General features: G+C 39.7%; 11 protein-coding genes. 7 read left to right on the top strand and 4 right to left on the bottom strand.

Features of this window, described 5'->3' with window-relative positions; translation table 11 throughout:
* Position 1: 1 nt before the first annotated feature.
* The 6 genes from dnaE to H4J41_RS13145 all read left to right on the top strand — a co-directional run bounded on the left by dnaE (position 2) and on the right by H4J41_RS13145 (position 8,640).
* A complete protein-coding gene (gene dnaE / locus H4J41_RS13170; RefSeq protein ID WP_182137651.1) occupies positions 2-3,556 on the top strand; it encodes a DNA polymerase III subunit alpha in 3,555 nt (1,184 codons plus the stop codon).
* 52 nt (positions 3,557-3,608) lie between these two features.
* Positions 3,609-4,565 carry an acetyl-CoA carboxylase carboxyl transferase subunit alpha gene (gene accA / locus H4J41_RS13165; protein ID WP_182137652.1) on the top strand — a complete coding sequence of 319 codons (957 nt, stop codon included), beginning with the start codon at positions 3,609-3,611 and terminating at the stop codon, positions 4,563-4,565.
* 95 nt (positions 4,566-4,660) lie between these two features.
* Positions 4,661-6,037, top strand: coding sequence for a tRNA lysidine(34) synthetase TilS (tilS, locus tag H4J41_RS13160; RefSeq protein ID WP_182137653.1), 1,377 nt, complete (start codon positions 4,661-4,663; stop codon positions 6,035-6,037).
* Positions 6,038-6,173: 136 nt separating this feature from the next.
* Positions 6,174-7,409, top strand: coding sequence for a serine/threonine transporter SstT (gene sstT / locus H4J41_RS13155; protein WP_182137654.1), 1,236 nt, complete (start codon positions 6,174-6,176; stop codon positions 7,407-7,409).
* A gap of 253 nt (positions 7,410-7,662) precedes the next feature.
* Positions 7,663-8,232, top strand: a complete 570-nt coding sequence (locus tag H4J41_RS13150; RefSeq protein ID WP_182137655.1) for a PhnA domain-containing protein — start codon at positions 7,663-7,665, stop codon at positions 8,230-8,232.
* Between the two features lie 162 nt (positions 8,233-8,394).
* Positions 8,395-8,640 carry an EamA family transporter gene (locus tag H4J41_RS13145; protein ID WP_404842469.1) on the top strand — a complete coding sequence of 82 codons (246 nt, stop codon included), beginning with the start codon at positions 8,395-8,397 and terminating at the stop codon, positions 8,638-8,640.
* A 202-nt stretch (positions 8,641-8,842) separates the two neighbouring features.
* On the opposite strand, the gene H4J41_RS13140 is transcribed toward H4J41_RS13145, so the two are convergent.
* Entirely contained in the window at positions 8,843-10,702 is a 1,860-nt protein-coding gene (locus H4J41_RS13140) for a DUF885 family protein (RefSeq protein WP_182137656.1), read from the bottom strand.
* 317 nt (positions 10,703-11,019) lie between these two features.
* On the opposite strand from H4J41_RS13140, the gene H4J41_RS13135 reads away from it, so the two are divergent.
* On the top strand, positions 11,020-11,388 hold the full coding sequence (locus tag H4J41_RS13135) for a GNAT family N-acetyltransferase (RefSeq protein WP_259364552.1): 369 nt from the start codon (positions 11,020-11,022) through the stop codon (positions 11,386-11,388).
* 218 nt (positions 11,389-11,606) lie between these two features.
* On the opposite strand, the gene H4J41_RS13130 is transcribed toward H4J41_RS13135, so the two are convergent.
* The 3 genes from H4J41_RS13130 to H4J41_RS13120 form a co-directional block, all read right to left on the bottom strand.
* Positions 11,607-13,022, bottom strand: a complete 1,416-nt coding sequence (locus H4J41_RS13130; RefSeq protein WP_182137657.1) for a M28 family metallopeptidase — start codon at positions 13,020-13,022, stop codon at positions 11,607-11,609.
* Between the two features lie 92 nt (positions 13,023-13,114).
* Positions 13,115-13,648 (bottom strand): YaeQ family protein, encoded by a 534-nt coding sequence (locus H4J41_RS13125; protein WP_182137658.1) that lies wholly within the window; start codon positions 13,646-13,648, stop codon positions 13,115-13,117.
* Positions 13,649-13,764: 116 nt separating this feature from the next.
* Entirely contained in the window at positions 13,765-14,184 is a 420-nt protein-coding gene (locus H4J41_RS13120) for a VOC family protein (protein ID WP_182137659.1), read from the bottom strand.
* Between the last annotated feature and the right edge of the window lie 5 nt (positions 14,185-14,189).

Below are 14,189 nucleotides of genomic sequence, written 5' to 3'. Positions count from 1 at the left end.
GATGTCTGAATCTGAGTTCCCAATATCTGCCGCACTATCGGGTCAATTAGTCAGCACTAATGATCCCAAGTTTATTCATCTAAGAGTGCATAGTGACTATTCTCTGTCTGATGGTTTAAAAAAAGTTAAGCCCATTATTGCCAGAGCAGCCGAGTTGAATATGCCAGCTATGGCATTAACCGACCAAACTAATTTATGTGGTTTAGTAAAGTACTACCATGCCGCGCACAACGCAGGCATGAAACCTATTATAGGTTGTGACTTTTGGGTTAAAAGCGCTGCGCTTGAAGATGAATTATCACGTTTAGTGATTTTAGCAAGTAACAATGTAGGCTATAAAAACTTAACAGAATTAATTTCTCAAGCCTATTTACGTGGCCATATTCAAGGTAAAGCGGTACTAGACCGCGATTGGCTAATTGAGCGCGCAGAAGGCTTGATTTTACTTTCTGGTGGCCGAGAAGGCGACATTGGTAAAGCACTACTAAAAGGTAATAATGAGCTTGTTGATGAAATGCTCGGTTTTTATCAACAATATTTTCCTGATTGTTATTATATTGAGCTGATTAGAACAGGTCGTAACGATGAAGAGAATTACCTTCATCTTGCTGTAGAGCTTGCCTCTCGTTATGAGCTTCCTGTTGTTGCCACCAATGAAGTGATGTTTTTGAGTCCGGATAACTTTGATGCTCACGAAATTCGTGTGGCTATACATGACGGTTACACCCTAGACGATAAACGTCGGCCAAAAAAATATTCTAAAGAGCAATATCTTCGTACTGAAGAGGAAATGTTAGCCCTTTTTGCTGATATCCCCGAAGCACTAGCCAACTCAGTCGAAATTGCAAAACGCTGTAATGTTACCGTGCGCTTAGGAGAATATTTTTTACCTGACTTTCCTACTGAGGGCTTATCGATTGAAGACTTTTTGGTTAAAGTATCAGAAGAAGGTTTAGAAGAAAGATTAGAATTTTTATTTGATAAAAACGCCCCTGATTATGCCGAAAAACGTAAACCTTATGACGAACGTTTAGCTATTGAGCTAAAAGTGGTTAATAACATGGGGTTTCCGGGTTATTTCCTGATCGTGATGGAGTTCATTCAGTGGAGCAAAGATAATAATATTCCGGTCGGACCTGGACGTGGTTCAGGGGCAGGTTCGTTAGTGGCTTATGCCCAAAAAATCACCGATCTTGATCCGCTTGAATATGATTTACTTTTTGAGCGTTTTCTCAACCCTGAACGTGTCTCTATGCCTGATTTCGATATTGATTTTTGCATGGACAGACGCGATGAAGTGATTGATCACGTTGCAGAGTTATATGGCCGTGATGCGGTATCGCAAATTATTACCTTTGGTACTATGGCCGCAAAAGCGGTTATTCGTGATGTTGGTCGAGTGCTTGGTCATCCTTATGGTTTTGTTGACCGTATTTCAAAGTTGATCCCACCCACTCCGGGCATGACCTTAGCAAAAGCCTTTGAAGAAGAGCCAAAACTGCCAGAGATGTATGCTCAAGACAGTGACGTAAAAGATCTTATTGATATGTGTCGCATCTTAGAGGGCACAACACGAAATGCCGGTAAACATGCCGGTGGTGTGGTTATTTCGCCCACCACGATTACTGACTTTGCACCCCTTTATTGTGATGAAGACGGTAAAAATCCAGTCACCCAATTTGACAAAAACGATGTTGAGGACGCCGGTTTAGTTAAATTTGATTTTCTTGGTTTACGTACCTTAACCATTTTGCAGTGGGCCATAGAAATGGCTGATGAAAAACTGTTAAAACAGGGTAAAGAGCGGATTGATTTAGCGACTATCAATCTCGAAGATAAAGCCAGTTTTAAAGTGTTATTAAGATCGGAAACAACGGCTGTTTTTCAACTTGAATCCAGCGGTATGAAGTCACTTATCGCCAAACTTAAGCCAGATTGCTTTGAAGATATCATTGCCTTGGTAGCACTGTTTAGACCCGGGCCTTTGCAATCAGGCATGGTTGATAACTTTATTGAACGTAAACATGGCCGTGAAGCGATAAGTTATCCTGATGCAACTTGGCAACACCTTGACTTAAAACCTATCCTTGAGCCCACTTACGGCATTATTCTTTACCAAGAACAGGTTATGCAAATTGCCCAGGTGCTAGCGGGTTACTCGCTGGGTGGCGCAGATATGTTACGTCGTGCAATGGGTAAGAAAAAGCCAGAAGAAATGGCCAAACAGCGTGAGGGTTTTGAAGCCGGTGCTGTTGGCCGTGGCGTTGATGGTGAGCTGGCGATAAAGATTTTTGATTTAGTTGAAAAATTTGCCGGCTATGGTTTTAACAAATCACATTCTGCCGCCTATGCTTTAGTATCTTATCAAACGCTGTGGATGAAAACCCATTTTCCAGCACCTTTTATGGCGGCAGTAATGTCAGCCGATATGGATAACACAGATAAAATTGTTACCTTAGTTGATGAATGCGGCAACATGGGGCTTGATTTATTACCACCAGATGTTAACCGTGGCCACTATAAGTTCACTGTTAATGACGCCGACCAAATTATCTATGGTATTGGCGCGGTCAAAGGTGTTGGTGAGGGCCCGATAGCAGCCATAATCGCCGCACGTGAAAGTGATGGTGAGTTTATTGATTTGTTTGATTTTTGTGCTCGAGTTGATTTGAAAAAAATTAATAAACGCATATTAGAAAAACTAATTAAGTCTGGTGCCATGGATGCGCTTGGCCCTAATGCCAAAGACGGGCCACATCGCGCTGCCTTGTTTGAGACTTTACCCGAAGCGCTAAAAGCGGCTGAGCAACATGCCAAGGCACAAGCTATTGGGCAAAACGACTTATTTGGTTTGATTAATGAAGAGCCAGAAGACAATCGACAAGCATTTAAAACCGTTGCTAAGTGGCCTGAACAGCGCTGGTTAGATGGCGAAAAAGAAACATTAGGTTTATATTTAACCGGTCACCCAATAAATCGTTATTTAAATGAAATTAAACGTTATGCAACTGGGCGTTTAGTCAGCTTACAGCCAACCAATAAAGATAAAACTAGCATAGCCGTAGGCTTGGTTTTAGCGGTGCGGGTATTAGTCAATAAGCGTGGTCGACGCTGGGCCTTAGTCACGCTTGACGATAAAAGTGCGCGTATGGATATCCGATTATTTCCAGATGACTACGATAGGTTCGCTGAATTACTCATATCTGATGCAATTTTGGTCTGTAGTGGACAGGTCAGCTTTGATGATTACTCTGGGGGTATTACAATGACCGCTCGAGATATTATGACCATTGCTGATGCACGGGAAAACTATGTCACGTCATTAGATTTGCAAATCGATAAAAATCAGCTATCAGGACGATTTATCGATCAGTTTACGGAGGTGTTAACGCCTTATAAAGATGGTATTTGCCCAGTTCGTGTTTTTTATCAAAGAGATGAAGCGCAAGGTATGCTAGAGTTGGGAGTACAGTGGCGCGTATCGCCAAGCGACACGCTATTATACGATTTGAAAACCCTATTGGGTGAAGAGCAAGTCGAGTTAAAATTTAAATAGGTAGCGTTTATTAACAACGGTACTCAAAGCCAACATAGGTAAGAATAATCATATGTCACTAAATTTTTTAGATTTTGAGCTCCCCATTGCGGAACTTGAAGCAAAAATTGAAGAATTGCAATTGGTCAATAATGGCCAAGGATTAGATCTTGATTTAGAAGATCAAATTTCTCAGTTGCGAGAGAAAAATAACGAACTCACTCAAAAGATTTTCTCTGGCTTAGACCCTTGGCAAACGGCGCGAGTTGCCCGTCATCCTCAGCGCCCATATACCTTAGATTATCTGCCACGTATTTTTACTGAATTCGACGAATTGGCTGGCGATAGAGCCTATGCCGATGATAGAGCTATTGTTGGTGGCACGGCGCGTTTAGACGGTCGACCTGTGATGATTATTGGTCATCAAAAAGGTCGTTCAACGAATGAAAAAGTTAAACGTAATTTTGGTATGCCACGTCCAGAAGGTTACCGTAAAGCCTTGCGTTTAATGAAAATGGCAGAGCGCTTTAAAATGCCAATTATCACTTTTATCGATACTCCGGGCGCATATCCTGGTATTGGCGCTGAAGAACGTGGCCAAAGTGAAGCGATTGCGACGAATTTAAAAGCGATGTCACGTTTAAATGTACCGATTATTTGTACTGTTATCGGTGAAGGTGGCTCAGGTGGTGCACTCGCTATTGGTGTTGGTGATAAAGTGAATATGCTGCAATATTCAACTTACTCAGTGATTTCTCCAGAAGGCTGTGCCTCTATTTTGTGGAAAACGGCTGATAAAGCACCGACAGCAGCAGAAGCTATGGGTATTACGGCTAAACGTATTAAAGAGTTAGGGCTTATCGATAGTATTGTTGAAGAACCCTTAGGTGGCGCTCATCGTGATATGGATCAAATGGCGGCATTTCTTAAGCAAGCGTTAAAGTCTGATCTTGCTGAACTTGATAAACTTTCCAGCGATGAATTAATTGAAAGTCGTTATGATAAATTAATGTCATTCGGCTACTGTTAAAACCATAAAAAGCGACCTACAAAGGGTCGCTTTTTATATGCTTGGTAACACTTCCCTTAGTCATCATATTTTATACGCGATGTTGTTTTAGAACTGTGAATATAATTGAATTAGCACTGGTGAGTTTCTTTAAACCTACACCAGAAAAACCTATTATTATTGCCTATAGCGGTGGTGTAGACTCCCAAGTACTAATGGTTGCCTTGGCAAAATTAAAACAACAGCAACAACTGCCCAATGCTATTGTTGTTTGTCATGTTAACCACGGTTTAAGTCCTGATGCAGATGCGTGGCAAACGTTTGCACAACAAGAATGCGATAGACTATCTTTAACTTTTATCAGTCATAAATTAAATTTAAAAAAGCTAGCACAGCAAAGCTTAGAAGCGATTGCGCGTGATGCACGCTATAAAGTTTTAGTGCAAGCAAGCACTGAACCTGCTTTTATTGTTACCGGTCATCATCTCAATGATCAAGCAGAAACATTTTTATTGGCCTTAAAACGTGGCTCGGGATTAAAAGGTTTATCGGCTATGCAGGCAAGCTTACCGTTAGCGCAGCATACGCTTGCTCGGCCGCTGTTATCGATATCTCGTACCGATATTGTTGCCTATGCCAATCAGCAGCAACTGAGTTGGATTGAAGATGAGTCTAATAGCGATGAGCGCTTTGAGCGAAATTTTTTGCGTCATCAAATTTTACCAACATTGGATGCGCGTTGGCCAAGTATCAATAAGACGATAGCGCGCAGTGCTGAGCATTGCTTGGAAGCGCAGCAACTGCTAGATGAATTAGCGCAGCAAGACTTAGCGGATTGCCAATATTCGTCTTGTCAGTTATCTGTTGCTAAATTGAATGCACTGAGTGAGCCAAGGCTTAAAAACCTGTTACGCTATTTTTTATCTAGCCATGATTTTTTGATGCCAAGTCGTCAACAACTAATGCAAATATGCCAACAATTAAATGCACAAGCTGATAAGTCGCCGGTTGTTCAGTTAGCCGCGTGTTGCATAAGGCGATATAAAACAGCGCTGTACTTAACACCTATTTATCAGGATCTTTCAAAATGGCAACAGAGTTTAGATGTAGCGGTTTTAGCCGATGAAAAATCCTTCCAGGTTTGTCTTCCAGATAAATTAGGCGTGTTGAGCTTTTCGAGTTTACTCACACAAGAGCAAGATATAAGTCATTGGCATGCGTTGATCAAAAAACCAAATAATAATCAAATAGTCACGATACGTTTTTCTCACGAAAATCCTATCTGTTTACCGCAATACCGACAGCATTCACGCCCGGTAAAAAAAGTATTACAAGAGCTTGCTATCCCGCCATGGCAGAGAAAAAGATTACCTTTTATATATTATGATCATGAACTAGTCGCTGTAGCAGGGCAGTTTGTTTGTCAGGCCTATGTCGCTGATAACAAAAATTCAGCGTTGGCTATTTTATGGCGTGGTGAACTGTCTTTTTAAAGTTACCGTGTAACGAATAAACTAGACAGTTCTGGTGCATAAGTGGTAAAAAATATTTCATCAATACGTTATCTTAATAACTCAAATAACTCAAATAACAATAATTCAAATAATAATAACTTAAATAAGAGCAACTATGACAACAGAAAATACTCCTTTAGAAAGTCAGTCACTTTTTAGCAAACTAAAAGCGATTAATATTGTTAATCAAATCATTATTGCTATTATTTTGGGCATTGCTTTAGCACTTGTTGCACCTGCTATTGCTCAGTCATTTTCCATGCTGGGCAGTTTATTTGTCAGTGCATTGAAAGCGGTTGCGCCTATTTTGGTCTTAGCTTTAGTCGCGTCATCTATTGCGAATCAAAAACCGAATAGTGATGCGAATTTGAAGCCTATTGTCGGGCTTTATTTAATTGGCACTATAAGTGCGGCATTAGTGGCGGTGGTATTAAGTTTTATTTTTCCTGTGCAATTAACCTTAGATTTAGTTGGCGCCAGCGCTAATCCTCCACAAGGTTTAGGTGAAGTATTATCAACATTAGCCTTTAAAATTGTTGATAACCCTTTCAATGCCGTTGTTACTGGTAATTTTATTGGTATTTTAGCTTGGGGCTTAGGTTTAGGCTTCGCGTTGAAAAAAGGCAGTGATTCAACCAAGGTGATGGTGCATGATTTTGCCGAAGCTATTTCAAGTATTGTTAAGTTAGTTATTCGTTTCGCACCCTTAGGCATCATGGGTTTGGTCGCCAATACAGTAGCGACAACAGGCTTTGATACCTTAGGTGAATTTAGCCACTTAGTGCTGGTACTTCTAGGCTCAATGCTGATCATGGCATTGATCGTTAATCCCGTCATTGTTTACTTTGTTATGCGTAAAAATCCTTATCCGTTAGTGCTTAGGTGTTTAAAAGAGTCAGGTATTACTGCATTTTTCACGCGTAGTTCGGCAGCAAATATTCCTGTAAATATGGAATTATGTGAAAAACTTGATTTACATGAGGATACTTATTCGGTCTCTATCCCTTTAGGTGCCACTATTAACATGGCTGGAGCGGCCATCACGATTACCGTATTAACCCTGGCGGCAGCGAACACTTTAAATATTGAAGTGGATTTTGCTACTGCTATTTTATTGAGTGTTATTGCGGCGGTATCAGCTTGTGGTGCTTCAGGCGTTGCGGGTGGTTCATTATTACTTATTCCACTGGCTTGTGGTTTGTTTGGTATTGATAATGACATTGCTATGCAAGTGGTGGCGATAGGTTTTATTATTGGTGTTATTCAAGACTCAGCAGAAACAGCACTGAATAGCTCTACAGATGTTGTTTTTACGGCAGCGGCCTCGCATCATATTACTAAAAATTTATAATACATTTAGCTCAAATTTTAGTGTGCTTTGTTACTGTCATACGAAATAAACTGAATAAAACCATCGTCCTGAAATACATTCGGCTCGATGGCTTTATTACAATTTTACTGCATAAGCTGCTTATGAAAAATACAGTAAAACATTGTCATTAAATAAATTGTGTGGCTTAATTTCTACCGTGGCAATAATCAGCACTTCTTAAATCGCTTAATTAAGAGCATAATAACGCCAAAATTTTTGTGGATATATTATTATGGTAACCGAACAGGCATTAAAGCAACGTAGTAACTCAAGTTGTGAACTTTGTACTTCAACTGACAACTTAACGGTATTTCCTGTGCCGCCGACCAGTGATTTAAGTGCACAGCAAAGCATTTATTTGTGTAGCGTTTGTTTAGCACAAGTCGAAGGCAATGCTGAACTCGACATTAATCATTTACGTTGTTTAACTGACGCAATGTGGAATCAAGAACCTGCAGTGCAAGTCATGGCTTATCGTCTGCTACATAAATTGTCAGCAGAAAGCTGGGCGCAAGATGCGCTAGATATGATTTATCTAGAGGATGCGGTAAAAACATGGGCAGAGCAGGGTATAGCTGCCGCTGAGCGCGAAGGGCCAACGCGCGATAGCAATGGCGCTGAATTGCAAGATGGCGATAATGTCACCTTGATTAAAGATCTAAAAGTTAAAGGCGCAAACTTTACCGCTAAACAAGGCACTATGGTGCGTGGCATTAGCTTAACGGATAATCCAGAGCATATCGAAGGTAAAGTTAACGGAACGCGTATTGTGCTAGTGGCTAGCTATTTAAAGAAAGCCTAACGTTAAAGCAGCGCTACTATTAGTCAATAAATAACGACGAAAGCACTATCAGCCTAATCTCTGCTTAGTGCTTTTTTTATTGATGGTAGTTTGCCTTATTAGCAATGGCAAGCACGCTCTATTTGGGCGATTTGATATCTAGGTATATTTGGCTCATTGGTTGTGTTTTTAGCCTGTTTTTTCATCTTACAAAGATTAAGGGCGAGTACTGTTGCGTTGATTACTATGATGACACCTGTTTTTGCTTTGTATTTAGGGGCAAGGTTAAATAATGAGCCCGTAAGTTTATTTTTAGTTTTTGGGGCATTATTGGTTAGGTGTGGTTTAGCATGGTGTCGTGGGGCGGGAAAACTAAATGGCGAAAAAAAAGCGTCGGAAAATAAGTGGCGAAAAATAAAACCCGTTTAATGGTTAGCTTAAGCATAATTACCGCTAAAATAAAAACGCCAACTGCTTATGCACTTGGCGTTTTTTATATTCAGGATGAATGCTCAGCTTTTATGTTTCCGACAAAAGCTAAGTACCGACATCCATGTCGGCAATGCTAGGATCACATGAATGTGAAAGAGTGGCGATATTTAAGCTATTATAAGCTTAACTCATCATAGCGTTAACGATTTAATGCGATGTAGTCATTAACCATAGCTTCTAATACGTTAAGCGGTACTGCGCCATTGGTTAAGACAACATCATGAAATTCGCGAATATCAAACTTATCGCCTAACTGTTGTTTTGCTTTGGCTCGCAACTGCACAATTTTCAACATGCCAATTTTATATGCTGTCGCTTGTGAAGGCATAACGGCATGACGTTCAACCATTTTTATCGCATCAGACTCTGCATTTGGCGTATTATTCATGTAATACGCTAGGCTTTTTGTACGATCCCATTTTTTATTGTGCATGCCAGTATCGACCACTAAACGGCAGGCGCGCCATAGCTCCATTGCCAAACGGCCAAAGTCAGCGTAAGGGTCTTGATAAAAGCCAATTTCTTTTGGGATCATCTCTGAATATAAACCCCAACCTTCACTATAAGCTGTGTAACCACCAAATTTTCTAAATTTTGGAATACCTTCAAGTTCTTGTTTTAGCGCTATTTGCATATGATGGCCAGGAATGCCTTCATGGTAAGCGAGTGCTTCCATTTGATAAGTTGGCATGGCTGCCATATCGAAAAGGTTAGCGTAGTAAATACCAGGGCGTGAGCCATCAGGGGCGGGTTGTTGGTAAAAGGCTTTACCCGCAGATTTCTCTCTAAACGCTTCAACTTGTTTAACTTTTAAGTCTGCTTTTGGTTTAGTAATAAATAACTGATCTAGTTCACCTTTCATAGTATTAATGATGTCAGTTGCTTCAGTTAAATAACGCTGACGGCCAGCTTCATCGCCAGCATAATAAAATTGTGGGTCGTGGCGCATAAATTGGAAAAACTCGTTTAATGAGCCTTCAAAGTTAACCTTTTTCATGATCACGCGCATTTCATCATGTATGCGTGCAACTTCATCTAAACCAATTTTATGAATTTCATCTGCGGTTAATTCAGTGGTGGTTGTTCGGTTTAGGGCATTATTATAAAATTTATCGCCTTGTGGAAATTTCCAGGCACCGTAGTTATCATCAGCTTGTTGTTCAAGTTCAGTTAAGTAGCTGACTAATGCTTGATAGCCGGCCTTAAACTCTGTGGTTAAGGCGCTTGCTAGCTCATCAGTTAAGGACTGTTGCTCTTCATCAGAGAGCTCTAATTGTGCTATTTTTTTATTAAAGTCTGCGAATAAAGTACTGTCAGTTTTATTATCAAATGGGGCACCTACCAGTAAATTGCTTGCATCGCGTATGGTATGAGAAAAAACAAATTTGGGGGCAATAATACCTTTATCAGCTCTGATTTTAAGTTGATCAACCAATTGCTCCAGTAACAGTTTCGAGTTTTTTACACGGGCAATATAGTCATGGGCTTGCTTAGTGTCTTGAATACTATGTTGGTTAATCAGTAATGCGGGTATTTGTGAGTGAACCCCAAACATTTGGTTAACAGGGTAGTTATGGTGACGCCAAGGATAGTCAGCAATTTTTTGTGTTAATTTTTGTGAAAGTAGCTGGTAGCTCAACTGGGTTTGTTTATCGACATTATTGATGTCAATGACTTGAATTCGTTGCAGCGCTTGTTTAGCAAATTCGAGCTCTTGAGCACTATTTTCCTCTGATAGATCTTGCCACTTATCGTAGTCAGTTTTAATACCAAGATAGGTTTGTCTAACAGGATTACGATTAACGCCTTCCATAAAAATAGTGTCAAATAACTCATTTGCTGCTTGAGAAGCCTCAGCTGTGCTATTAAGTTGTGCTGATGTAGATGGCATTGCAAGCGCATTATTGCCTTTAACAACGGGTGTTATAGTCTCATTACTGCAAGCAAAGGATAGTACCGCGGTAATAGATATAACAAGAAGTGATTTATTGAAGGTCATGTTGAAGTCCTATTTTAGTTTATGCGCTATATTGCCGTTATCTTTCGTTAGTGATCAAGCATGCCGCGCCCAATGGTGGTTTTTTTGCGATGACTTTCAGTTATTCTCTCATAGTTCAAATAAGAAATTTATGGTTTACCTCATTAATCAACTTGCTATAGTAGTGTCATTGATGGATAAATTATTCGCCTTCGAGGTGACAAATAAATAAAGTATTGGCCAGTAATAACCTTAGCCAAAAGCGTGCAGCTATGGTTAGCTTTCGACGGGCAATAATAAACGATAGAGCTTTTCTGTTAAGCTTACGAAAAGTAACGATGAACAAGCATTTACAATATGCTGGACTTTATCTTGATGATACGGCTCATATGCTGCGCATTGATGAGTGTTTTTCTGATTCGTATATTATTTCATACCAAAATAAAGCGATTGGATTATTAAAATTAGGCTTGTTTGCTGATAAAATTCACCTGCGTCAATTACAGTTATTACCGCAATATCAAGGTTTAGGAATCGGCAGCAGAGTGCTTGAGTTAGTTAAGCGTAAAGCGCAAGAAAAACAGCTCGCTATTACCTTAAATGTATTGTTAAAAAATCCGGCTAAGCAGTTATATTTACGCCATGATTTTGTGGTTATGGATAGCAATAAACTCGAGTATCAAATGCGCTGGCAATGTCAGCCATAATGAGCAAATAGCTGAGCTTTAACCGCTTAAAAATAGCCGCTTAAAAATTTAGTGCTTTTGGTTATCATACGCCGGATTAACTTTTCTCTAATTAAGGGCGCTCTTATTAAAGGCTCGCCTATTAAAATTAGTCTTAAGTTAGACCTAAGGTTAGGCGTAAAGGTCAATATTAATTTTGAAGGCTAACACTGACTTTAAAGCTAAAAAGCATAATCAGTTTAGTAAATTTTACCTTCAGTGGCTACTTGCGCTTTATCAATGCGCGTTGGTGTTACTGCGCCGTCAACAAGCGACTGTGTTGCTGTGGCTAACGATTCAATGACTTTATGCATCGATGATAAGTCTAAACTACTAATATTGTCGCTAACTTGATGATAATGTTGGTCCTTATCGAGTTGTGTACTGCTAAAACTGTGTGCAGGTACACCTAAACGCGCCAAAGTTGCATTGTCTGAGCGATAAAATAGCCCTTGTTTTGGGTAGGGGTCTTGGTATATTTGTGTGTTAAGCGCGATGAGTTTGTCATTGAGTAATGCGCCTAAATTAGAGCGTTCCATACCCGTCATCCAAACAGTTCCTGGACCAAATTTCGATGGTTTGCCAATCATTTCAATATTGATCATGGCAACCACGTTATCAGGGTTAAGCTGCTGTGAAAAATAGCTAGAACCAAAGCCGCCAATCTCTTCAGCAGTAAAAGCACTAAACATTAAAGTACGTTTGTTATCGCCTTTTTGGGCGTAATATTGCGCTAAATTTAATACCGCTGTCGTACCAGATGCATTGTCATCAGCGCCATTATAGATTTTTTTACCATCGTCTGTGATACCCAAGTGGTCGTAATGTGATGAGTATAAAACGATTTCTTTAGTGCTTTCAATACCGGGTAAGACACCCACTACATTGGTTAGCGATTGTTTAGTTATTATTGCACTGGCGTCAACGCTATAGTTTTCAATTTCATTTTCGTCACTTAATACCATGACAATAGCACCAGGATGTTCAAGTGAAAGCTTAGTTAAGCCACGATTAAAATAGTTTTGATAGGCCTTAAAGCTTTTGGCATGTGCGCTATTGATAATAACTAAGTGTTGACCACCTACTTGGTTTAACTCAGTTAAGATTTTACGTAAATCATCGGTTTTATCAACCCTATGGCTTTGTGCATTACCGAATTGCCAATTTACTTGTTCCATCGTTGTCGCTATAGCCAAGTATTCAGGACTAATTTTTTTACTATTTAACACCACGTTAAGCGTTTGAGCTTGAATTTGATTGACAGTAAAAGTTTGTAAGAACAGCGCAGGTTTATCTTTGGCGTCAAGAGTCGCATTAATGGCTGCTTTACTTAACGGGAGATTGTTTTGCAGGGGCTTTAGGCCAATATTAGCAAAGCGCTGAGCAATATAATTTGCCGCTTGGTCAATTTCAGGGCTAAAACTTGCCCGACCTTTTAAATTGTCAGCGGCTAAATAGGTAATATCTTTGACCACTTGTTTTAAGGGTATTGTTGCTGCAACGCTAGAAAATGAGCAGGTAATCGCTAACACAACCGACAATGCTTTGAGTTTATAATCAGTGTTTTTCTCTAGTGAAGAGTTAAATATGCGCATCATAGTTATTGGTGTTGCCATAGTATTTAAAGCTTTTTTATTGAAATTTCACATAGATAATCAAGTGGTTAACGCTAAGTGTCGTTATTCAATTAGCGCATATTAGGCTAAGGTTATTTAAGTTTATCGAGTTCAATTAATAGTGACTGTTCACCACAGGTAAGCCAGCACTGGCCATCTTGTATACTCACTTGAAACTCCATCGAGCGATTGGCGAGTAGCTCCAAAGCTTGTGATGTTTCTTCACTAAAGCTTTCTACCGATAGTTTATTGAGTTGATTTAGTTTACTTTTAGATTGTTGCCACCAGGTGTCTACGCTGCTGCCATAACAATAAAGCTTTACTTGTTGGGCGCGATTACAGGCTTTTTTCAGCCTTTTTTCATCGAGTTGGCCTAGCTCAATCCATAGTTCAATGACATCACTGTAATTAACTCGCCAAATGGCTGCTTCGTCCTCATCACTAACACCTTTACCAAATTGTAGGTTTTCACTGGCATTGAGGACATAGGCAATGAGTCTGATCATCATACGACGGTCATTCTCAGAAGGGTGCTGTGCTATGGTTAATTGTATGGTGTCATAATAGTGACGATCCATATCAGAGAGATGGATCGTCGCTTTTTTGATGGTTGCTTTTAAGGCCATGAAGATTCTGAGTATTATTTTTGATTAATTAATTCAGTATATTAACGCGTATTAAGTCCTTGTGATAGCAACTTATAACAAGTGAATTAATTAATCTTCAGCTAGTATGTGCTATTTTACCAGCTACCTGAATTTTCCATACTTAACCAAGGTTCTTGTGGCGCTAATCGCTCACCTTTTTGCAATAATTCGATTGAAATATTATCAGGTGATTTAACAAATGCCATGTGGCCACAGCGTGGTGGTCGGTTAATAGTGATGCCTGCAGCCATTAGTTTTTCACACAAGGCATATATATCGTCAACCTCAAAGGCTAAATGGCCAAAGTTTCTACCCACAGTATATTCTTCTGCAGAATGCCAGTTGTGGGTAAGTTCTATTTCAGCTGCACCGGGCTCTGTTGCTAAAAATATTAAGCTGAATTTACCTGCAGGAACATCAAAACGGCGGGTTTCTACTAAACCTAAATGCTTAATAAAAAAATCTAGTGACTTATCTAAATCCGTAATACGAATCATAGTATGTAAAAATTTCATAGTTT

It is taken from the genome of Colwellia sp. MB3u-45 (assembly GCF_014077005.1).
Lineage (GTDB): Bacteria > Pseudomonadota > Gammaproteobacteria > Enterobacterales > Alteromonadaceae > Cognaticolwellia.
The sequence above is the reverse complement of the archived record's forward strand: the minus strand, read 5'-3'. Positions and strand labels throughout refer to the sequence as shown.